Genomic DNA, 21450 nt, shown 5'->3' on the forward strand with positions numbered 1-21450 from the left:
TTTTGCAGACAGAGCAAACAACGTCAGCGGCGGTTTATCGTCGGTTACTCAGCTATTTAAAACCCTACCGCTTAGGTTTTGTTGCCGCCATTATCGGTATGGTGGGGTATTCAGCGGTGGATGCGGGCTTTATTGCTTCGGTACAGCCGTTTATTGACCGCGGCATTCAAGAAAAAGATACCGAATTTTTACGCCTAGCGCCTTTAGTGGTCATTTTGATGTTTATCTTGCGTGGCATTTTTCACTTTACCGCAACCTATTGTATTAGTTGGGTAGGTAATCAAATTGTCAAAGATATGCGACAGCAATTATTCAGCCATATGATGCGTTTACCGGTGAGCTTTCATGATAAACATTCTACCGGTGAGCTGATCTCTAAAATCACCTATGACTCAGAGCAAATCAAACAATCTTTAACCAAAGCCCTGATTGTGTTGGTGCGTGATGGTGCCTTGGTACTGGGTTTAATTGGTGTAATGTTTTGGTATAGCTGGCAGCTCTCGTTAATCTTCTTTTTAATTGCACCGGTGATCGCCGTTATTGTTAGCTTTGTCTCGAAACGCTTTCGTAAGTTAAGCCATAAAATTCAACATGCGATGGGCGGCGTAACGACTGCTTCTGAGCAGATGCTCAATGGGCATAAAGTGATTTTAGCCTTTGGTGGCCAAGCGATTGAAGATGCGCGTTTTGAAGAAGTGAATAATCAAACTCGCTTACAAGGCGTGAAAATGGATGCCACCTCGGCCATTAGTTCTGGTGTGATCCAACTGATCGCCTCTTTTGCTCTGGCTTTTGTGGTGTTTATGGCCAGTCAACCGGAAATGCTTGATACCTTAACCGCCGGTATTTTCTCTGCCATTGTCACGTCGATGGTCATGCTGTTAAAGCCGCTAAAACAATTAACCACGGTAAATAGCGAGTTTCAACGCGGCTTAGCCGCCGCCGCCAGTATTTTTCGAGTTATGGATGAAGCCGCGGAGCGGGAAACGGGAACCATTGAATTAAAGCAGGCCAAAGGCGACATCGAGTTTAAACATGTCACCTTTAACTATCCTGGCCATCAGCAGCAGGTTCTCGAAGATGTGTCGTTTCACGTGCCTGCAGGTAAAACGGTGGCGTTAGTGGGGCGTTCAGGCAGTGGTAAAACCACCATCTCCAGTTTATTACCGCGTTTTTATGAGGTAGCGCAGGGCGAGATTTTAGTGGATGGTCAAAACATTCAATTGTATAGCCGCAGTTCTCTACGTCATCAAATCGCCGTAGTTTCACAACATGTGATGCTGTTTAACGATTCAATCGCCAATAACATTTGTTACGGTATGGCAGAGCCGGTCAGTCGCGAGCAATTATTGGCGGTTGCCGAGCAAGCCCACGTGATGGAATTTGCTAAGAAGATGCCAGAGGGCCTCGATACACAAATTGGTGAAAATGGCGTCAGTTTATCCGGTGGCCAGCGCCAACGTATTGCCATTGCTCGCGCGTTATTACGCCAAGCGCCAGTACTGATTTTAGATGAAGCCACCTCGGCTTTGGATACAGAGTCTGAACGCAAGATCCAAGCCGCTCTTGACGTGCTGTTAAAAGGGCGCACCAGTATTGTGATTGCCCACCGCTTATCAACCATTGAAAATGCCGACAGCATTATTGTGATGGATCAAGGTCGTATTTTAGAGCAGGGCACACACGCCGAATTATTAGCGCGTGATGGCGTTTATGCTTCGTTACATAAATTGCAGTTCGGCTCTGAAAAATGACCGCACTAGAGCGTGGCTGGTATCAAGGTCGATGGTGGTGTTATTTACTGGCGCCATTTAGCCTGTTGTTTTGGTTATTGTCGACTATGCGCCGCGCGTTATTTCGCCTTGGCATTAAACGCCATTATCGTTTAACGGTGCCGGTTATTGTTGTCGGCAATATTACCGTTGGCGGTACGGGCAAAACACCGTTTACGTTATGGTTATGCCAGTTATTGCGCGAGCAGGGCTTTACCCCAGGCATTATTAGTCGGGGCTATGGCGTAAAATTAACGGCGCCGCGTTTAGTTACCGCTAACTGCATGGCAAATCAGGTGGGGGATGAGCCACTCTTATTGGCTCAGCGCAGTGGCTGTCCGGTGGTTGTGTTTCCGGATCGTGTTAGCGCCGGCCAGCATTTGCTGTCACGTTGCCCAGACGTCGACATTATTATCTCTGATGATGGCCTACAGCATTATCGGTTAGCGCGCGATCTAGAAATTGTGCTGATTGACGGTCAGCGTGGTCTGGGGAATGGCTGGTTACTTCCAGCTGGCCCTTTGCGCGAGTTGCCTTCTCGTTTAGCCTCAGTTGATTTTACGGTGGCAAACAGTGGGCCATTAGACGGTGTTGATGGCCACATGACGCTAGCCGTTGTTGCTGCGCGGCCCCTTTTGGCTGAGCAACCGGCGTTAGCGGTGTCGACACCGGTTCAGTTAGTGGCGGCAATTGGCAATCCAGCACGTTTTGCTCGTTCGGCGCAAGAGGCCGGTTTTAACATTGCAGGGCAGCATTTCTTTGCCGATCACCATCCTTTTAGCCCTGACGATTTTACCGATTTAACACCCCCGCTGTTAATGACGGAAAAAGATGCGGTAAAATGTCGGTCTTTTGCCAAAAGCGGTTGGTATTATTTAGCCGTTCAGGCGCGGTTAGATCCCCAATTTACTGAGCAACTAAGCAAAAAACTTAACTTATTACGGAGTCAATATGGCCATGAATCTGGCATTGATTGATATTTTGGCCTGCCCGGTATGTAAGGGTAAATTAAAATATGACAAAACAGGCGAGCGCTTGATCTGCACCTTTGATCAACTGGCTTATCGTTTAAGCAATAATATCCCGGTGTTACTGGCGAATGAAGCAACGCCATTAAGCTCAGAAGAGTGTGAAAAATGGCGTTCATAGTCGTTATTCCTGCTCGCTACGCCAGCTCTCGCTTACCGGGTAAGCCGTTAGCGGATATTGCAGGTCAAAGCATGATTGAGCGTGTGTATCGACAAGCGATACAAAGCGGTGCCGAGCGCGTGCTGGTTGCGACCGATGATCAGCGGGTTGCCGCTGCAGTGCGCCAGTTTGGCGGTGAAGTGTGCATGACGGCGGCCAGTCATAATTCTGGTACGGAACGCTTGGCCGAAGTGGTCACTCAATTAGGTTTAGCTGCAGATGATATCGTGGTGAATGTGCAGGGTGATGAGCCTTTTATTCCACCGCAAATTATTCGTCAGGTAGCAGAGAATTTAGCGCTGCAACAAAAAGCTCGGATGGCCACTTTAGCCGTGCCGCTGCATGATCTTGCCGAGCTGAAAAATCCGAATGTGGTGAAAGTGGTAACCGATCATGCCGGTTACGCCTTATATTTTAGTCGTTCAGCTATTCCGTTTGACCGTGATGATCGTTACCGTGATGCCCTTGCAACACATTATCGGCGACATATCGGCTTATATGCGTATCGTGCGGGTTTTATTGCCGATTACGTGGCGTGGCCAACATCAACCCTGGAACAAATTGAAGCGTTAGAGCAGTTACGAGTGCTGTGGCAAGGTGAAGCCATTCATGTGGCGACAGCGATAGAAACGCCGGCGGTCGGCGTAGATACCGCAGAAGATCTGGCGCGAGCCATTGCTTTTGCCACGCAACAACATGTTTAAACCACTGACTATCGTCGATAGTACCGCAGATTTTGTGGTTATTAATAAACCCGCAGGTTTAAGCTTTCATTCGGAAGAGGGGCCGGGGGTAGTGGCCATTGCCGAGCAACAGTTAGGCGAAAAGTTGTTTGCGGTGCATCGATTAGATAAAGTCACCTCGGGTTTATTGCTGTTGGCGCGCAATGCTGTTGCAGCAGCAGAATTTACCCAATTATTTAGTCGTCGGCAAATCCAGAAATGTTACTTGGCGTTAAGTGCAGTACGGCCTAACAAAAAACAAGGTTGGGTGAAAGGTGCCATGCAGCCTGGCCGGCGCGGCGGTTGGAAGTTAACGTCGGCACAACAGGCTTTAGCGGTCACGTATTTTGTGAGTCAGGGCTTTGAAAACTTACCGTTTCGCGCTTATTTACTGCGGCCTTATACCGGTAAAACACATCAATTACGCGTGGCGTTAAAAAGTCAGGGTGCACCTATCCTAGGCGATAGCTTATATGGTGCTGCAGAGGCCGACCGCGTTTATCTGCATGCCTATGCCTTGGCGTTTCGTTTTGCTGGCATAGACTATCAATATCAATTATTACCCGATAGCGGTGAGCAGTTTCTGGCGTTAGTGCATCACGGATTACCCGGATCGTGGCTAACACCATGGCAATATGCTTGGCCCGCGGCACCTAGCTTGCCGTTTGAGCGTTAACAGGAAGAAGTATGTCAGATTTTAATACGCGTTTTGCTGGCATTGCGCGTTTATATGGTCAGCAGGCCTTAGCAAAATTTCAGCGATCACATGTGGTGGTGATCGGTATTGGTGGCGTCGGAAGCTGGGCTTGTGAAGCTTTAGCGCGCTCAGGGATCGGTGAGTTAACGCTAATCGATTTAGATGATGTGTGTATAAGTAATATCAATCGGCAAGCGCATGCGCTGACCGACACGGTCGGCCAAGACAAAGTGGCGGTGATGGCTGAGCGGATTTTACAAATTAATCCAGAGTGTAAAGTGAATCAAGTCGCTGATTTTATTGCCCCGGATAACTTAGCGACCCTGTTACCGGCTAACGCAGACTATGTGTTAGATGCGATTGATGCTGTAAAAGCAAAGGTCGCATTAATTGCATGGTGCAAACGCAATAAAATGCCACTGATCACAACCGGTGGGGCCGGTGGGCAATTGGATCCAACGCAAATTCAATTGGCTGATTTAACCTTAGCCTTTAATGACCCGTTGTTGGCGAAAGTACGCAATATGCTCAGGCGCGATCATCAGTTTACCCGTAATCCTAAGCGGCGTTTTGGTGTGGAATGCGTGTTTTCTACTGAACAATTACGTTATCCACAAGCCGACGGCAGTATTTGTCAACAAAAACCCGATAATACAGGCAGTATGCGCTTAGATTGTAGTGGCGGCTTTGGCGCCGCTATGGTGGTTACGGCAACCTTTGGTTTGGCCGCCGTGTCGCGAATTTTAATCAAGTTGCAGCAAAAAGCCGCCGTTTAATGGGCGGCGACCACGTCTTTTATTCGATTGACCATCGCATTTAAGCCATTGCCTCGCGATTGGCTTAAATAGGGTTTCAGATTCAAACTATCAAAGCTGCGTTGTAAATCCAGTGTAGAGATTTCTTGCCGCGTCAGGCCATTAACAAAGCATAACATGATGGCCAGTAACCCTTTGACGATGCGGGCATCGCTGTCTAACACAAAAAAGTGTTGTTCGGTGCGGCTATCATAGTAGTGCAGTAACCAAGCCCGACTTTCGCAGCCTTTAACTAGCCACTCATTTTGGCGCATTTTTTCTGGGATCGGCGGTAATTTTTTACCTAATTGCATCAATAAACGATACTTACTTTGCCAATCTTGGGGTTGTTGTAACTGTGGCAAATCCTGTTGCCGGATAGCCGTAAGGGCTGTCGCAGTATCCGTAATAAGTTGTGCCATGGTCATACCGTAAGGATCTCCACTGCCTGAGCCAATGCCGCTAAACATTGCTCAACTTCGGTTAACTGATTATAAGGTGCAAAAGCGAAACGCAGCGCGCCTGGCGCGGCTAATTGTTCAAATAAGGGCATAGCACAATGACTGCCCGCGCGCACAGCAATGTGTTGTTCGTTCAGCAATGCCGCGACATCGGCAGGGTGTTCACCTTGAATGTTCAAGGTGACAATACCGGCATTATCGTGGCGAGACGATAACAATTGAATGCCAGGGATATGCTGTAAACCATTATGAAAAGCCTTTAATAACAGGCCTTTATAACTGTTTATTTGCTGAGCGTCAAACCCACTAATAAATTTAATGGCCTGAGCAAGGCCCAGCGCACCCGCAATATGCGGGGTACCCGCTTCTAAACGGGCGGGTAGGCTGTTAAAGCGACTGCCACTAAAGCTAACATGTTCAATCATTTCACCGCCGCCCTGTAACGGTGTCAGTCGTTCTAAGTATGCCCGCTTGCCATACAACACACCGATCCCGGTTGGGCCATATAACTTATGCGCTGAGAAACAGTAAAAATCGGCAGGCAATTTTTGTACATCGGGTCGTTGCCAAGCAATGCCTTGAGCGCCATCGACGATGGTCATGGCACCGGCCGCTTTCGCGTCGCTTAACATCTGTGCTAAAGGCAAAACATTGCCAAGTGCATTAGATACTTGAGTAAGACTGACTATTTTTGGCTTGCTGTCTAACAGTGTTTGATAGGCGGCTTGGTCAAGTTGTCTATCAACGGTCAATGGGATCACATCAATGATAACCCCGTGCCGCTGACAATGCAGTTGCCAAGGTACGATATTCGCGTGATGTTCTAAGGCCGAGATTAAAATGCGATCACCGGCTTGCAATACGGTATGCATTAAACCAAAGGCTAATTGGTTAAACGCCGCCGTGGTACCACTGGTAAAGACAATTTCGGCTGGCTCGGCGGCATTAATAAACTGCTGTACCGTGCGTCTTGCCTCTTCAAATTGGCTTGTTGCCTGTTGGCTTAACTGATGCGTTCCGCGATGCACATTGCTATTATCATGCTGATAAAACTGTACCAGGCTATCAATGACGACCTGAGGTTTGTGCGTAGTTGCTGCGTTATCAAGATAGATCCAAGCGGGTTGTTCACGAAAAAAAGGGAACTGTTGACGAAAAGCGGCGGCATCAAACACAGACATGTCGGGAAGCTCAAGACAAAAACAAGGCGGCTATTATGCCTAATGCCACCTCTTTTAGCGAGAAGCACCTTTTATTGAGCCTAATAAAAGCGTCATTACTCAGGCGTGTTGGCGATTTCGGCTGGTTTTTGCTGCATGAGGCTAAGGTAAAAAGAATTAAAATAGCCGAGGTTACTTTACAATGATGAGCGAATTTACCGCGATAACAATGAAAAAAGCGGCCAATGGCCGCTTTTAAGCTGCTGCTTGCCAGAGCAAATTACTTTTTGTAATCGCGTGCGGCATGGCCAGTGTATAACTGACGTGGACGACCAATTTTGTGGCCTTTGTCTGCTAACATCTCGTCCCAGTGTGAGATCCAACCCACTGTACGTGACATCGCAAAGATCACCGTAAACATACTGGTAGGAATACCAATAGCTTTTAAGATGATGCCTGAGTAGAAGTCAACGTTAGGATACAGTTTCTTCTCGATGAAGTACGGGTCAGATAACGCAATGCGCTCTAATTCCATGGCGACATCTAACAATGGATCTTTAATGTTCAGTTCGCTTAATACTTCATGACAGGTATCACGCATAACTTTGGCACGTGGGTCAAAGTTTTTATAAACGCGGTGACCGAAACCCATTAAACGGAAAGAGTCATTTTTGTCTTTGGCTTTAGCTACAAACTCTGGAATACGGTCAACTGAACCAATTTGTTGTAACATTTTTAAACAGGCTTCGTTGGCACCACCATGTGCAGGACCCCATAAAGAGGCAATACCTGCCGCGATACATGCGTAAGGGTTAGCACCAGATGAACCGGCTAAACGCACGGTAGAAGTAGAAGCATTTTGCTCGTGATCGGCGTGTAACATGAAAATCCGATCCATTGCTTTGGCTAATACAGGGCTAACTTTATAGTCTTCAGCGGGTACAGAGAACATCATGTGTAAGAAGTTTTCTGAGTAGCTCAATTCATTACGTGGGTAAACGAATGGCTGACCGGCAGTATATTTATACGCCATCGCAGCAATTGTTGGTAATTTAGCAATCAAACGATGGGCGCTACGGGTACGTTGTTGCGGATCGTTGATGTCTAAATCAGAGTGATAGAACGATGACATCGCGCCAACCACACCACACAGCATTGCCATTGGGTGTGCATCAACACGGAAACCTTGGAAAAATGCGGCGATTTTTTCGTGAACCATCGTGTGACGAGTAATGGTTTTAACGAAGTTATCATACTGCTCTTTAGTCGGTAATTCGCCTTCTAATAACAGGTAGCAAGTCTCTAAATAGTCTGATTTATCAGCGAGTTGCTCTATTGGGTAACCGCGGTGTAACAAAATGCCGTTGTCGCCATCGATGTATGTGATTTTCGATTCACAGGAGCCGGTAGACATAAAGCCCGGGTCAAACGTGAAATAGCCCTGTTGACCTAGTGTACGAACGTCAATCACGTCAGTGCCTGCCGTACCAGAGTAGATCGGTAACTCAAAGGTTTTACCATCAATCTGTACGACGGCTTTTTTATCTGCCATTGGATTTCTCCTACTGTTTTATTATGGGATATTAGGGTTAAGGGTATTCTACTCGCAAACCGCACCTGAAAGTCAATTCTAAAGGCTAATCAATTAATAAGTATTCGACTCTAGTCGTATTGCCGTACCGCTAAAAAGCTGTAAAGTTTTGAGTAACGGATTTTTCCGTTAAAAACCAAACAAAAATTGTAATAGCGTGTCATGAAATATATACTATTTGCGGCGTAAAAACAGTTCACCTTACCAGAACCTTTTTGCTGAACCAGCTTTATAGAAAAAGAGTATATCTGCTTCGGGATGTGGCTGTTTTTTGCAGCGACAATAATGACAACTACGCTCTACACGGGCATCGATAGGCAAGACACTGTGAAAAAGCAAAGACCAATAAATCTTGATTTAACAACTATCTCTCTACCTGCGACTGCCAAAGCTTCTATTCTGCATCGGGTAACCGGTGTTGCAATGTTTTTCGCACTGCTTTTTGTTATTTGGGCATGGGCGGTTTCATTGCAAAGCGCAGAAGGCTTTGACTACGTGAAGTCCTTGCTAAACTCACATTTTGCGAAGTTTATCGCTTGGGGCACTATCACGGTACTTATTTACCACCTGCTAGGCGGTATCCGCCACATGATCATGGACCAAGGCTACTGGGAAGAACTCGACTCAGGTAACGCCAGTGCCAACATCACTATGGTGTTATGGATTATTTTAGCTGTTTTAGCGGGGGTATGGTTATGGTTCTAAATCAGGCAAGCCTGAAACGCGATGGTGTTCAGGATTATGTATCATTAAGAGCAACTGCTGTTGTCCTAGCGACATACGCACTTTTCATTTTAGGTTTTTTTCTTTTCACTCCAGAAGTGACTTTCGAGATATGGCATGGCCTGTTCAGTAACGTGTTAATGAAGGTGTATACCTTGTTAGCGTTGATCTCGATTGCCATTCATACCCGTATTGGCTTATGGCAGGTATTAACTGACTACGTAAAGTGTGCCAAGTTACGCGCCGCTTTACAGTTTGTCCTGTACGTAATTGCCTTTAGCTACGTGGCAGTGGGTTTATTTGTGTTGTGGGGTGCTTAAGTGAATATTCCAGTAAGAGAATTTGACGCGATCGTCATTGGAGCCGGTGGTGCCGGTATGCGCGCAGCGCTACAAATCACCCAATCAGGTTTAACCTGTGCATTGTTATCAAAAGTTTTTCCTACGCGTTCACACACGGTGTCGGCGCAAGGCGGTATTACGGTAGCGCTGGGTAATAGCCATGAAGATAACTGGGAATGGCACATGTTCGACACCGTTAAAGGGTCGGATTATATCGGTGACCAAGACGCGATTGAATACATGTGTAAGACGGGTCCAGAAGCGATCACTGAATTAGAGAACATGGGTTTACCGTTCTCTCGTACTGAAGCTGGCCGCGTTTATCAGCGCCCATTTGGTGGTCAATCGAAGAACTTCGGTGGCGAGCAAGCTGCCCGTACTGCCGCTGCTGCTGACCGTACTGGTCACGCCTTGTTACACTTGCTTTATCAACAAAACGTTAAAAACCGTACTCAAGTTTTCTCTGAATGGTATGCCTTAGATTTGGTGAAAAACCAAGATGGCGCCATTGTCGGTTGTACCGCCATTGATATTGAATCTGGCGAAATCGTTTATTTCAAAGCCAAAGCCACGGTACTGGCTACCGGCGGTGCCGGTCGTATTTACGCTTCAACCACTAACGCACACATAAACACCGGTGACGGTGTCGGTATGGCTTTACGTGCGGGTGTGCCTTTACAAGATATGGAAATGTGGCAGTTCCACCCAACAGGCATCGCAGGTGCCGGTACTTTGGTAACCGAAGGTTGTCGTGGTGAAGGTGGTTACTTATTAAATAAAGATGGCGAACGTTTCATGGAACGTTATGCGCCAAACGCGAAAGACTTAGCCGGTCGTGACGTTGTGGCTCGTGCCATGATGACAGAAATCCGCGAAGGTCGTGGCTGTGAGGGCCCATGGGGTGTTCACATTAAACTAAAACTGGATCACTTAGGTGCCGAAGTTTTAGAAAGCCGCTTACCAGGTATTTGTGAATTATCACGTACTTTTGCGCACGTTGACCCGGTTAAAGAGCCCATCCCGGTTATTCCTACTTGTCACTATATGATGGGTGGTATTCCGACTAACGTGCACGGTCAGGTCATTACACCGAAAGCCGATGGTACAGAATCTGTTGTTGCTGGTTTATTTGCTTGTGGTGAGATTGCTTGTGTATCCGTACACGGTGCAAACCGCTTAGGTGGTAACTCGTTGTTAGACTTAGTGGTATTTGGTCGTGCAACAGGTTTACACCTTGGTGAAGCCCTTGCCGCAACCGCGCAAGCTCGCGATGCTTCTCAATCTGACATTGATGCGGCCTTAGCACGCACACGTCGTTGGGAAGAGAGCAAGCCTGGTCAAGGTGAAGATCCGGTACAAATTAAGAAAGACCTGCAAAAATGTATGCAGCTTAACTTCTCGGTATTCCGTGAAGGTGAAGCAATGGCTGAAGGTTTACAGCAGTTAAAAGAAATTCGTGAACGTCTGCAGTTTGCTCGTTTAGATGATAAGAGTTCTGACTTCAACACCCAGCGTATCGAGTGTTTAGAGTTAGATAACTTAATGGAAACCGCATTCTCTACTGCTGTTGCAGCAAACTTCCGTACTGAAAGCCGTGGTGCTCATGCACGTTTCGACTTCCCAGATCGTGATGACGAGAACTGGTTGTGTCACAGTGTTTATACACCAGACACTGAGTCAATGTTTAAGCGTAAAGTGAATCTGGAACCGAAGTTCCGTGAAGCTTTCCCACCGAAAGCACGTAAGTACTAAGAGGGCTACAGCGATGCAGAAATTAGTTTTTTCGATCTATCGTTACAACCCTGATGTCGACCAAGCGCCGCGCATGCAGGATTATACTTTAGACAACCCGGATGGCCGGGACATGATGGTGCTTGATGCACTGGTCAAATTAAAAGAGCAAGATCCAACGTTATCTTTCCGCCGCAGCTGCCGTGAAGGTGTTTGTGGTTCAGATGGCGTAAACATGAATGGCAAAAACGGTTTGGCTTGTATTACACCGCTATCCGCAGTGGGTTTGAAAGGCGGTAAAATCGTGGTGCGCCCATTACCTGGTTTACCGGTAATTCGCGATCTGGTTATCGATATGAGCCAGTTCTACACGCAATACGAGAAAGTGAAGCCGTATTTGATCAACGATGGTTTGCCGCCAGCCGGTGAATTTTTGCAAACGCCAGAAGAACGCGCTAAGTTAGATGGCTTGTACGAGTGTATTCTTTGTGCATGTTGTTCAACATCGTGTCCTTCGTTCTGGTGGAATCCTGATAAATTTATCGGGCCAGCGGGTTTATTACATGCTTATCGTTTCTTGGCAGACAGCCGTGATACTGCAACCGAACAACGGTTAAATGACTTAGATGACGCTTTCAGCGTATTCCGTTGTCATGGTATTATGAACTGCGTTAGCGTTTGTCCGAAAGGGTTAAACCCGACTAAGGCAATCGGCCAAATTAAGTCGATGTTGTTAAACCGGGCGCTGTAATGCGCCCTTTTTTAGTGATTTAATTGAAAACTGTCCATCCACTTAGCGGGGTGGCAGTTTTTTTGCTACTTTTTCCAGGTGCTCAAAAATAAGGGAAACTAAATGCACGAAGGTGTAATGAAGGCGTGGTTAGAGTCTTCACATCTTGGCGGTGGTAACATGGCCTATGTGGATGAACTCTATGAATCCTACCTAGCAGAGCCCACCAGTGTTGGTGACGAATGGCGTGAGTTTTTTGCCCAGTTACCAAAGATCGATGGGGTCGAGCTTGAAACCCGACATAGCGATGTGCGTGAACATTTCGCTGAGTTGGCCCGCAACAAACATCGTGAAGTTGTGGTGGTAAACTCTGGTTCTGGTGCTGACAACCGTCAGGTTAAAGTACTGCAATTAATTAACTCTTATCGCTTCCGTGGCCATCAACACGCCAATTTGGATCCGTTAAACCTGTGGAAACAACCTCGGGTACGCGACCTTGAATTGTCGTTTCACGAACTGTCTGAAGCTGATTACGAAACTGAGTTCAACATTGGATCATTTGCTTCTGGTCAAGAAACAATGAAATTGGGCGATTTGCACAAAGCACTAGAGCGCACTTACTGCGGTTCTATTGGTGCTGAGTACATGCATATCGTCTCTACCGATGAGAAACGTTGGATCCAACAGCGCTTAGAAAGTGTGCAATCTCAGCCTCGTTTCGATAAAGACACTAAGCTAGGTATCCTTAAAGGATTAATCGCGGCTGACGGTCTGGAAAAGTATTTAAGCTCAAAATTCCCAGGTGCTAAGCGCTTTGGTCTTGAAGGCGGCGATGCGATGATCCCATTACTGAAAGCCATGATCCACCGTGCCGGTGAGCAAGGCGCCAAAGACTCAGTGATTGGTATGGCGCACCGTGGTCGTCTGAATACCTTGATCAACGTACTGGGTAAGAATCCATCGAAGTTATTTGATGAATTTGCCGGTAAATACGAAGTGGTGGGTGCTGGCGATGTGAAATACCATATGGGTTTCTCATCTGACTTTGCCACCAAAGGCGGTAATGTGCATTTAGCACTGGCCTTTAACCCATCACACTTAGAAATTGTTAACCCTGTTGTTTTAGGCTCTGTGCGTGCCCGTTTAGATCGCCGCGGTTGTACCGACGGTTCGCTAGCACTGCCTATTACCATTCATGGTGACTCGGCTTTTGCCGGTCAGGGTGTGGTTGCTGAAACCTTTAACATCTCGCAAACGCGTGCATTCAAAGTAGGTGGCACTATCCGCTTGGTCATTAACAACCAAGTGGGTTTTACTACGTCAAACCCTGAAGATACGCGTTCAACCCCTTACTGTACCGACATTGCTAAAATGGTACAGGCGCCCATTTTCCACGTGAACGGTGATGATCCTGAAGCGGTAGTGATGATTGCGCAATTAGCGGTTGATTATCGTAATACCTTTAAGCGTGATGTGGTCATCGATTTGTTCTGTTATCGCCGTAATGGCCATAACGAAGCCGATGAGCCAAATGCAACGCAACCTCTGATGTATCAGAAGATTAAAAAGCACCCAACGCCGCGGGAAATTTACGCTGAGAAGTTGGTGCAAGAAGGGGTTATTACTGCTGACGAAGTGAAAGCATTAATAGACGGTTACCGGGATGCTTTAGACAAAGGCGATTGTGTTGTTGAAGAATGGCAACCGATGGCACCGTCTTCAGTAGATTGGACCCCCTTTATCGGTAAAGACTGGGATACTCGTTATGACGCCAGTTTAAAGCTTGAAGAACTCAAAGCGTTAGGTGAAAAAGCCATACAGGTACCCGCGACGCATGCGTTACAACGTCAGGTTGGTCGAGTTTATGAAGACCGTGCATTGATGTTAAAAGGCGAGAAGAAAATTGACTGGGGTTTTGCTGAAATCTTAGCTTACGCCTCGGTGGTTGGTGAAGGTAGCCGTATCCGTATTGTCGGTCAAGACTCTGGTCGCGGTACCTTTTTCCACCGTCATGCTGTGCTGCATAATCAAACGGATGGTTCAACCTATACGCCGTTAGAGAAAATCAGTGAGCAGCAGGGTAAGTTTGAAGTTTTCGACTCGGCTTTATCCGAAGAAGCTGTTTTAGCGTTTGAATACGGTTATGCGACAGCAGAGCCACGGGCTATGGTTATTTGGGAAGGTCAATTTGGTGACTTCGCCAACGGCGCTCAAGTGGTTATTGACCAATTCTTAAGCTCTGGCGAGCAAAAATGGGGCCGTTTATGCGGTTTAACTTTATTACTACCGCACGGTTATGAGGGGCAAGGCCCTGAGCACTCATCTGCTCGTCTGGAACGTTTCTTACAGTTGTGTGCTGATCACAACATGCAAGTGTGTGTGCCAACGACACCTGCGCAAGTTTTCAACATGTTACGCCGTCAAATGGTGCGGCCAATGCGTCGTCCATTGATCGTAATGTCTCCAAAATCACTGTTACGGCACCCATTAGCGACTTCTTCGTTAGAAGAACTTGCATCGGGTACCTTCCATAACGTGATTGGTGAAATTGACGAACTTGATGCAAAAGCGGTGAAACGTGTCGTTTTCTGTAGCGGTAAAGTGTATTACGAATTGCTCGAAGAGCGTCGTAAGCGCGAGCAAACCGATGTGGCTATCGTGCGGGTTGAACAACTTTATCCTTTCCCACATGAGGAAATGGCCGAAGTATTAAGCCAGTACCAACATGTAACTGATTTTGTTTGGTGTCAAGAAGAGCCACAAAACCAAGGTGCTTGGTACTGTAGTCAGCATCACTTCCGTGCTGCAATTCCAAAAACGGGTTACCTGAATTATGCCGGTCGTGAAGCGTCGTCTTCACCTGCAGTAGGTTACTTGTCTGTGCATAACAAGCAGCAACAAGCTCTCGTTAATGACGCGCTAACCGTTAAATAATGATTTTCCAGCCTGCATGCTGCAGGCTGTGATAACTGATATAGACCAACCGTTAAAGGTGAAAAAGTGGAAATTAAAGTACCCGTACTTCCGGAATCTGTTGCAGATGCAACCATCGCCACCTGGCACGTAAAAACTGGTGAAGCCGTTAGCCGTGATCAGGTATTAGTAGATATTGAAACTGACAAAGTTGTGTTGGAAGTTGTTGCACAAGCAGATGGTGTGATGGGCGAAATCATCCATGACACTGGTGCAACGGTAACGGCAGAAGAAGTCATTGGTAAAATGGAAGCGGGTGGTGCACCGGCTGCTAAGAAAGAAGAAGCGCCGGCAGAAAAAGCCGCAGCAGCTCCTGCTGCCGATGACAGCAATGACGATGCGTTAAGCCCCTCTGTACGTCGCATGATTTCTGAAAAAGGCTTAGATGCCAGCAAAATCAAGGGCACAGGCAAAAACGGTCGCGTAACAAAAGAAGATGTTGAAAAGTTTGTTGCTGCCCCAGCCAAAGCTGCCGCGCCTACTAAAGCAGCTGCGCCAGTGGTTGCTGCCGGTGATCGCAGCCAGAAACGTGTTCCTATGACACGCCTGCGCAAAACGATTGCGAATCGTTTATTAGAAGCGAAAAATTCAACGGCCATGTTAACCACGTTTAACGAAGTTAACATGAAACCTATCATGGATTTACGCAAGCAATATCAAGATGTGTTTGAGAAGCGCCATGGTATCCGTTTAGGCTTTATGTCTTTCTATGTAAAAGCGGTTACTGAAGCGTTGAAACGTTTCCCAGAAGTGAACGCGGCGATCGACGGTGATGATATTGTTTATCATAACTACTTCGATGTTAGCATCGCAGTGTCTACGCCTCGTGGCTTAGTTACGCCTATCTTACGTGATTGCGACAAAATGAATTTGGCTGAAATTGAAAAAGCCATCAAAGAATTAGCCCTGAAAGGTCGCGATGGCAAGTTAGCTATGGACGATCTGTTAGGTGGTAACTTCACTATCACTAACGGTGGTGTCTTTGGTTCATTGATGTCTACTCCGATCATCAACCCACCACAATCTGCTATTCTTGGCATGCACAAGATCCAAGACCGTGTAATGGTTGTTGACGGTAAGATGGAAATTCTACCTATGATGTATTTGGCACTGTCTTATGATCACCGGATCATTGATGGTAAAGAGTCAGTAGGTTTCTTAGTCACCATCAAAGAATTGTTAGAAGATCCAACGCGTATTCTGTTGGACATCTAACGTTTCATTGAATGTATCAAAAATGCTGTTGTTTAGTACAACAGCATTTTTTATCAAACCGGTTGGTACTATAATAAGCACCGAACCAAAATCAGGTTACTCTTTGTTGAGTAACGTCCCAATTCAAAAGAACGGAAAATAGCCATGAATTTGCACGAGTATCAGGGTAAGCAACTGTTTGCCCAATATGGTTTGCCTGTATCTAAAGGCGTTGCCGCAGCTACAGTAGAAGAAGCGGTAGCAGCTGCAGATGTAATCGGCGGCGATATGTTCGTTGTCAAAGCTCAAGTACACGCTGGTGGTCGCGGTAAAGCGGGTGGTGTGAAGCTAGTTAAGAGCAAAGAAGAAATCAAAGCATTTGCTGAAAAATGGCTTGGTAAGAACCTGGTAACCTATCAAACAGATGAAAAAGGTCAGCCGGTAAGCCGTATTTTAGTTGAGCCATGCACCGATATCGCTCAAGAATTGTATTTAGGAGCAGTTGTTGACCGTTCTTCACGTCGTATCGTGTTTATGGCGTCTACTGAAGGTGGTGTAGAAATTGAAAAAGTGGCCCACGAAACCCCAGAAAAAATCTTAAAAGCTGCGGTTGATCCTTTGGTGGGTGCTCAGCCATACCAAGGCCGTGAGTTAGCATTCAAATTAGGTTTAGAAGGCAAGCAAGTTAGCCAATTCGTGAAGATCTTCTTAGGTTTAGCAAAACTTTTCCAAGAAAAAGATCTGGCCTTATTAGAAGTTAACCCATTGGTTATTACACCTGCCGGCGACTTACACTGTTTAGATGCCAAGCTAGTTATCGATGGCAACGCCTTATACCGTCACCCAGAGCTGAAAGCGATGCAAGATCCTTCACAAGAAGATCCACGTGAAGCGCACGCTGCCTCATGGGAGCTTAACTATGTTGCCTTAGGTGGTGACATCGGTTGTATGGTTAACGGCGCTGGTTTAGCTATGGGTACGATGGACATCGTGAAATTACACGGTGGCCAACCTGCTAACTTCTTAGATGTTGGCGGTGGTGCAACTAAAGAGCGTGTTGTTGAAGCATTCAAAATTATCCTGTCTGATACTGCGGTTAAAGCCGTATTCATCAACATCTTCGGCGGTATCGTACGTTGCGATATGATTGCTGAAGGCGTGATCGGTGCAGTAAAAGAAGTGGGCGTTAAAGTTCCTGTTGTGGTTCGTCTGCAAGGTAACAATGCAGAATTGGGCGCAAAAGTGCTGTCTGAAAGCGGCCTGAACATTATCGCTGATACCGACCTAACAAGCGCGGCTAAACAAGTTGTTGCTGCAGCGGCTAAGGCATAAGGGGTAAGTAATGAGCGTTTTAATTAATAAAGATACCAAAGTTATTTGTCAGGGTTTTACTGGTGCACAAGGCACATTCCACTCTGAACAAGCCATTGCTTACGGCACAAAAATGGTTGGCGGTGTAACTCCGGGTAAAGGCGGTCAAACGCATTTAGGTTTACCGGTGTTTAACACCGTAGCAGAAGCGGTAGCAACTACGGGTGCAACGGCATCAGTCATCTATGTACCTGCGGCATTTTGTAAAGATTCTATCTTAGAAGCGGCAAATGGCGGCATTAAGCTGATCGTTTGTATCACGGAAGGCATTCCAACTTTAGATATGTTAGATGCCAAAGTGAAATGTGACGAGTTAGGCGTCGTGCTGATCGGCCCTAACTGCCCAGGCGTTATCACGCCAGGCGAATGTAAAATTGGCATCATGCCAGGTCACATTCATAAGCCAGGTAAAGTGGGTATCGTTTCGCGTTCAGGTACTCTGACGTATGAAGCGGTTAAACAAACCACAGATTACGGTTTTGGCCAGTCTACTTGTGTTGGTATCGGTGGTGATCCAATTCCAGGTTCTAACTTCATTGATATTCTGAAGTTATTCCAAGAAGATCCACAAACTGAAGCTATCGTCATGATCGGCGAAATCGGTGGTTCTGCAGAAGAAGAAGCGGCTGCTTATATCAAACAGCATGTGACTAAACCTGTTGTATCTTACATTGCTGGTGTGACTGCACCTGCAGGTAAGCGCATGGGTCATGCTGGTGCGATCATCTCTGGTGGTAAAGGTACTGCGGATGAAAAATTCGCTGCTTTAGAAGACGCCGGTGTTAAAACCGTGAAGAGCTTAGCGGATATCGGTCAAGCCCTGAAAGAATTAACGGGCTGGTAATCTAGCTTGTTAGCCGAAAAACCCGCTTTTAGCGGGTTTTTTTATGTCTAATACCTTTGAATTACAGTTGGGGGTTGATTTTTAGAGTCAGTTATCTAACATGGAGAGAGCGGTTAAGTGTCCATTCAGCTTTACTGTTATTTTACTAATAATAATCAGGGAAATTCCTATGAGAATAATGCCATCAGATTCCAAAATTAAGCCGCTTTCCATAGCGATAAGCTGTGTGCTGGCCGGTTCACTTTTTCAAGTTCACGCCCAAGAAGCAGAAGCTGACGCGCCCAAAGCAGATGAAAAAGCCGAACGTATTCAAATTATCGGTTCACGTATTCGTACCGACGGTTTAGATCAAGCTGCGCCAATTGAAGTGATTAATGCCAGTGTTGCTGCCAGTCAGGGTATTAGCAACTTAGGTGAGTTATTACGTAATTCCACGGTTGCTGCAGGTTCAAACCAAATTACCGCTGCGGCCTCTACGGCGTTTGTTACTGAAGGTGGTGTCGGTTCAGAAAGCATTTCATTACGCGGTTTAGGTGCAAACCGTACGCTAGTTTTATTAAACGGTCGTCGTGCTGGCCCAGCGGGTACGCGTGGCCAGGTAGCTTCTTTTGATCCGAACATTCTGCCTTTATCGGCAATTGATCGTATTGAAATCTTAAAAGATGGCGCTTCTTCGTTATATGGTTCTGACGCCGTGGCCGGTGTTATCAACATTATTACGAAGAAGGGTGATGAAGGTACCATTAACTTTAATACCTCACAGCCTTTGGAAGAAGGCGGTGAAACGTATCAATTAAACGGTACTTACGGCAAAACCTTTGGCCGTGGTTCATTCCGTATTGTCGGTGATTACAAAGTGCAGCAAGAATTAGCACAAGGTCAGCGTAGCTTCTTTAACTGTGCCGAGCGTTACTATTTTGATCCTGCAACTAATGAACGCGTAGACCCAATTGATCCGCGTACCGGCAGCTATCATTGTAACGATTTATTATGGGGTCATGTTTGGATTTACGATTATCAACGTGATGGCGGCAACGTCCCAGCGGGTGCTAAAGCGCAATATGATTATGATGGTAACTTAGGTCAGTATATTCCTGGGTTTGCAACTGATCCCAACAATCCGGACTTTATGGTAACACCACCCGGTTGGTTCCCGGTGGCTTATGATCGTTTGTCAGATTCCGTCACTAACGCAGATCACCCGTTTCAAGATTTAGAAACACTGATCCCGAAAAACGAATTAATGACCGTGTATGCACAAGGTGATTATGAATTAAATGACACCACCAGTTTATACGGTGAAGTGTTATTAAATCGCCGTCAAACCACCACCAACGGCTATCGCCAATTTTGGAATTATCAGTACAACGAAAACTTCTTTGCTGGTGATCCATTAAGTGCCGGTTGGACGGGGGCACAGTGGTTAAGCCCAACGGCCATTACCGATCACTCTGGTGATAAAATCACCGTGGATTACCGCCGTTTTGTCGCCGGTATTAATGGTGATATTGGTAACTGGTATTATGATGTGGCTTATCAAAATAGCCATAGCAGCGGTGATTATAAATCGAAACTGATTTATGAAGACGCGATCACCCCTTACAACTTTGTTCCGGGTTCTTGCGTAGGTGAAACAACACCGATCCGTGGCGTGCCTTGTGTGGATGTGCCTTGGTTAGATCCACAATTCTTAGCTGGTAACATTTCACCTGAAATCCGTGATTTCTTGTTTGGTGAGCAAACGGGTAATACTGTTTATAAACAACAATCAGTTGAAGGTTTTATTTCGGGTGATTTATTTGAATTACCCGCCGGCTTTATCGGTACTGCGGTCGGTTTCCAGTTCCAAAAAGACTCAATCAATGACGTCCCTGGCGAAGAGACCTTACGTGAAAATACTTGGGGCCAAACCTCGGCTGGTATTACTGCCGGTTCACATATCAGCCGTGCGGTATTTGCTGAGTTCCAAGTGCCATTAGTACGTGATTTACCGGGTATTCAAGCGTTAGATTTAACCATCTCAGGCCGTTACACCGATGTGTCTTCTTATGGCGGTGATAATACCTATAAAGCGGGTATAAACTGGACCATCGTCGATGGCGTGCGGGTGCGCGCTTCACGGGGTACCTCGTTCCGTTCACCGGCATTATTTGAATTATATTTAAATAATCAAACGAGCTTTGCTTCACAAAGAGCAATTGATACGTGTATTCGTTGGGCTGATAGCGCCGGTGGTACAGTTGATCCACGTATAGCAGCAAACTGTGCTGCTGACGGTATCCCCGGTGATTATGGTGGTGGTGCTATTACTGCCACCGTTACGACGGGTGGTGGAGCTGGGCAGTTAACCGCTGAAACATCAATTTCAGAGAACATAGGCTTAGTATGGACCCCTGACTTTGACAACCATGATATCAGTGCATCAATTGATTATTTTAATATTGAAATTACCGGTGAAGTCACTAATCTTTCAGCAGGCGAGATAGTGTATAACTGCTATATCTCTGAAAACTTTAGCACGGAACCACTATGTACTCAGTTTGACCGCGATCCTGTCGATTTACGCATTACTAATGTTCGTGGTGGTTATCTAAACATTGCAAACCAAGTTAATCGCGGTTTTGATGTAACATTAGGTTATGCTACTGATACTAAAATTGGTCGTTTCAGTGCCAGTTATCAACATACCCGTCAATTAGAAGCAGCGAGTCAATTGTTTCCAACCAGCACACCAGATGATCGCACAGGAGACTTTGGCAGTCCGAAAGATGTGGGCAATCTGTTCGTTGGCTTAGAATATCAAGACTGGTCGGTTAACTGGATTGCTCGCTACGTTGGTTCAGTTTCTAATGAAAGATATGTAAACAACCCAGAATACCGAGATCAGGCTATTACAGTAGTAGCTGCTGCTGATTCTGTGGTTTACCATACTTTCTCACTAACAAAAGACTTTACTGATGTTGGCTTAGACGTAACTTTGGGTGTATCAAATGCGTTTGATAAAGAACCACCAAAAGTGAGTTCTGTAAGTAGTATTAGTCGCTTAGGCACCTCAGCGTTTTACAGTCAATATGACTGGTTAGGTCGTCGGGTGTTCTTAAATATGTCTTATAATTTCTAATTATAAGTGTGAGTAAAAATGCCGACTTAGGTCGGCA

General features: G+C 46.2%; 18 protein-coding genes. 15 read left to right on the plus strand and 3 right to left on the minus strand.

Annotated features, from left to right (window positions below):
* Positions 1-2: 2 nt before the first annotated feature.
* Genes msbA through tcdA form a run of 6 tightly spaced genes read left to right on the plus strand, consistent with a single transcriptional unit; the run spans position 3 to position 5155 of the window.
* A complete protein-coding gene (gene msbA / locus L1N97_RS08495; protein ID WP_236129483.1) occupies positions 3-1754 on the plus strand; it encodes a lipid A export permease/ATP-binding protein MsbA in 1752 nt (583 codons plus the stop codon).
* Positions 1751-2749 carry a tetraacyldisaccharide 4'-kinase gene (gene lpxK / locus L1N97_RS08500; protein WP_236129484.1) on the plus strand — a complete coding sequence of 333 codons (999 nt, stop codon included), beginning with the start codon at positions 1751-1753 and terminating at the stop codon, positions 2747-2749. Before msbA ends, lpxK begins: the two co-directional genes overlap by 4 nt.
* Positions 2724-2921 carry a Trm112 family protein gene (locus L1N97_RS08505; RefSeq protein ID WP_226750022.1) on the plus strand — a complete coding sequence of 66 codons (198 nt, stop codon included), beginning with the start codon at positions 2724-2726 and terminating at the stop codon, positions 2919-2921. The genes lpxK and L1N97_RS08505 overlap by 26 nt, the downstream gene beginning before the upstream one ends.
* Positions 2909-3664 carry a 3-deoxy-manno-octulosonate cytidylyltransferase gene (kdsB, locus tag L1N97_RS08510; RefSeq protein ID WP_236129485.1) on the plus strand — a complete coding sequence of 252 codons (756 nt, stop codon included), beginning with the start codon at positions 2909-2911 and terminating at the stop codon, positions 3662-3664. The genes L1N97_RS08505 and kdsB overlap by 13 nt, the downstream gene beginning before the upstream one ends.
* Entirely contained in the window at positions 3657-4358 is a 702-nt protein-coding gene (locus L1N97_RS08515) for a pseudouridine synthase (RefSeq protein WP_236129486.1), read from the plus strand. Before kdsB ends, L1N97_RS08515 begins: the two co-directional genes overlap by 8 nt.
* Positions 4359-4369: 11 nt before the next feature.
* Positions 4370-5155, plus strand: a complete 786-nt coding sequence (gene tcdA, locus L1N97_RS08520; RefSeq protein ID WP_236129487.1) for a tRNA cyclic N6-threonylcarbamoyladenosine(37) synthase TcdA — start codon at positions 4370-4372, stop codon at positions 5153-5155.
* Here the strand turns inward: tcdA and L1N97_RS08525 are convergent.
* From L1N97_RS08525 to gltA, 3 genes are all read right to left on the minus strand, one after another.
* A complete protein-coding gene (locus L1N97_RS08525) occupies positions 5152-5643 on the minus strand; it encodes a SufE family protein (RefSeq protein ID WP_236129488.1) in 492 nt (163 codons plus the stop codon). The genes tcdA and L1N97_RS08525 overlap by 4 nt on opposite strands.
* On the minus strand, positions 5598-6815 hold the full coding sequence (locus L1N97_RS08530) for an aminotransferase class V-fold PLP-dependent enzyme (RefSeq protein WP_236129489.1): 1218 nt from the start codon (positions 6813-6815) through the stop codon (positions 5598-5600). Before L1N97_RS08530 ends, L1N97_RS08525 begins: the two co-directional genes overlap by 46 nt.
* A gap of 259 nt (positions 6816-7074) precedes the next feature.
* Positions 7075-8346 (minus strand): citrate synthase, encoded by a 1272-nt coding sequence (gene gltA / locus L1N97_RS08535; protein ID WP_229587962.1) that lies wholly within the window; start codon positions 8344-8346, stop codon positions 7075-7077.
* 366 nt (positions 8347-8712) lie between these two features.
* Between gltA and sdhC the strand changes: the two genes are divergently transcribed.
* The 9 genes from sdhC to L1N97_RS08580 all read left to right on the plus strand — a co-directional run bounded on the left by sdhC (position 8713) and on the right by L1N97_RS08580 (position 21413).
* Positions 8713-9090 (plus strand): succinate dehydrogenase, cytochrome b556 subunit, encoded by a 378-nt coding sequence (gene sdhC, locus L1N97_RS08540; RefSeq protein ID WP_229587964.1) that lies wholly within the window; start codon positions 8713-8715, stop codon positions 9088-9090.
* A complete protein-coding gene (sdhD, locus tag L1N97_RS08545; protein ID WP_226750014.1) occupies positions 9081-9428 on the plus strand; it encodes a succinate dehydrogenase, hydrophobic membrane anchor protein in 348 nt (115 codons plus the stop codon). Before sdhC ends, sdhD begins: the two co-directional genes overlap by 10 nt.
* Positions 9429-11201: a succinate dehydrogenase flavoprotein subunit gene (sdhA, locus tag L1N97_RS08550; protein ID WP_226750013.1), complete on the plus strand. Its 1773-nt coding sequence runs from the start codon at positions 9429-9431 to the stop codon at positions 11199-11201.
* A gap of 13 nt (positions 11202-11214) precedes the next feature.
* A complete protein-coding gene (locus L1N97_RS08555; RefSeq protein ID WP_226750012.1) occupies positions 11215-11931 on the plus strand; it encodes a succinate dehydrogenase iron-sulfur subunit in 717 nt (238 codons plus the stop codon).
* Between the two features lie 102 nt (positions 11932-12033).
* Positions 12034-14844 carry a 2-oxoglutarate dehydrogenase E1 component gene (locus L1N97_RS08560; protein ID WP_236129490.1) on the plus strand — a complete coding sequence of 937 codons (2811 nt, stop codon included), beginning with the start codon at positions 12034-12036 and terminating at the stop codon, positions 14842-14844.
* A 66-nt stretch (positions 14845-14910) separates the two neighbouring features.
* The gene (odhB, locus tag L1N97_RS08565) at positions 14911-16098 is read left to right on the plus strand and encodes a 2-oxoglutarate dehydrogenase complex dihydrolipoyllysine-residue succinyltransferase (protein ID WP_236129491.1); all 1188 of its coding nucleotides are present in this window, start codon (positions 14911-14913) and stop codon (positions 16096-16098) included.
* A gap of 144 nt (positions 16099-16242) precedes the next feature.
* Positions 16243-17409: an ADP-forming succinate--CoA ligase subunit beta gene (gene sucC / locus L1N97_RS08570; RefSeq protein WP_229587969.1), complete on the plus strand. Its 1167-nt coding sequence runs from the start codon at positions 16243-16245 to the stop codon at positions 17407-17409.
* A 10-nt stretch (positions 17410-17419) separates the two neighbouring features.
* Positions 17420-18292, plus strand: a complete 873-nt coding sequence (sucD, locus tag L1N97_RS08575) for a succinate--CoA ligase subunit alpha (RefSeq protein WP_226750008.1) — start codon at positions 17420-17422, stop codon at positions 18290-18292.
* A 169-nt stretch (positions 18293-18461) separates the two neighbouring features.
* On the plus strand, positions 18462-21413 hold the full coding sequence (locus L1N97_RS08580; protein ID WP_236129492.1) for a TonB-dependent receptor domain-containing protein: 2952 nt from the start codon (positions 18462-18464) through the stop codon (positions 21411-21413).
* The last annotated feature ends 37 nt before the right edge of the window (positions 21414-21450 follow it).

Origin of the sequence: Rheinheimera sp. UJ63 (genome assembly GCF_021568285.1) — a bacterium.
GTDB lineage: Bacteria > Pseudomonadota > Gammaproteobacteria > Enterobacterales > Alteromonadaceae > Alishewanella > Alishewanella maricola.

What these genes read in the sequence shown, in the direction of transcription:
- sucC (WP_229587969.1), top strand. Translation starts at nt 16,243, where the DNA reads ATGAATTTGCACGAGTATCAGGGTAAGCAACTGTTTGCCCAATATGGT.
- L1N97_RS08505 (WP_226750022.1), top strand. Translation starts at nt 2,724, where the DNA reads ATGGCCATGAATCTGGCATTGATTGATATTTTGGCCTGCCCGGTATGT.
- L1N97_RS08560 (WP_236129490.1), top strand. Translation starts at nt 12,034, where the DNA reads ATGCACGAAGGTGTAATGAAGGCGTGGTTAGAGTCTTCACATCTTGGC.
- lpxK (WP_236129484.1), top strand. Translation starts at nt 1,751, where the DNA reads ATGACCGCACTAGAGCGTGGCTGGTATCAAGGTCGATGGTGGTGTTAT.
- sucD (WP_226750008.1), top strand. Translation starts at nt 17,420, where the DNA reads ATGAGCGTTTTAATTAATAAAGATACCAAAGTTATTTGTCAGGGTTTT.
- L1N97_RS08530 (WP_236129489.1), bottom strand. Translation starts at nt 6,815, where the DNA reads ATGTCTGTGTTTGATGCCGCCGCTTTTCGTCAACAGTTCCCTTTTTTT.
- L1N97_RS08525 (WP_236129488.1), bottom strand. Translation starts at nt 5,643, where the DNA reads ATGTTTAGCGGCATTGGCTCAGGCAGTGGAGATCCTTACGGTATGACC.
- tcdA (WP_236129487.1), top strand. Translation starts at nt 4,370, where the DNA reads ATGTCAGATTTTAATACGCGTTTTGCTGGCATTGCGCGTTTATATGGT.
- kdsB (WP_236129485.1), top strand. Translation starts at nt 2,909, where the DNA reads ATGGCGTTCATAGTCGTTATTCCTGCTCGCTACGCCAGCTCTCGCTTA.
- L1N97_RS08515 (WP_236129486.1), top strand. Translation starts at nt 3,657, where the DNA reads ATGTTTAAACCACTGACTATCGTCGATAGTACCGCAGATTTTGTGGTT.
- L1N97_RS08580 (WP_236129492.1), top strand. Translation starts at nt 18,462, where the DNA reads ATGAGAATAATGCCATCAGATTCCAAAATTAAGCCGCTTTCCATAGCG.
- L1N97_RS08555 (WP_226750012.1), top strand. Translation starts at nt 11,215, where the DNA reads ATGCAGAAATTAGTTTTTTCGATCTATCGTTACAACCCTGATGTCGAC.
- sdhD (WP_226750014.1), top strand. Translation starts at nt 9,081, where the DNA reads ATGGTTCTAAATCAGGCAAGCCTGAAACGCGATGGTGTTCAGGATTAT.
- gltA (WP_229587962.1), bottom strand. Translation starts at nt 8,346, where the DNA reads ATGGCAGATAAAAAAGCCGTCGTACAGATTGATGGTAAAACCTTTGAG.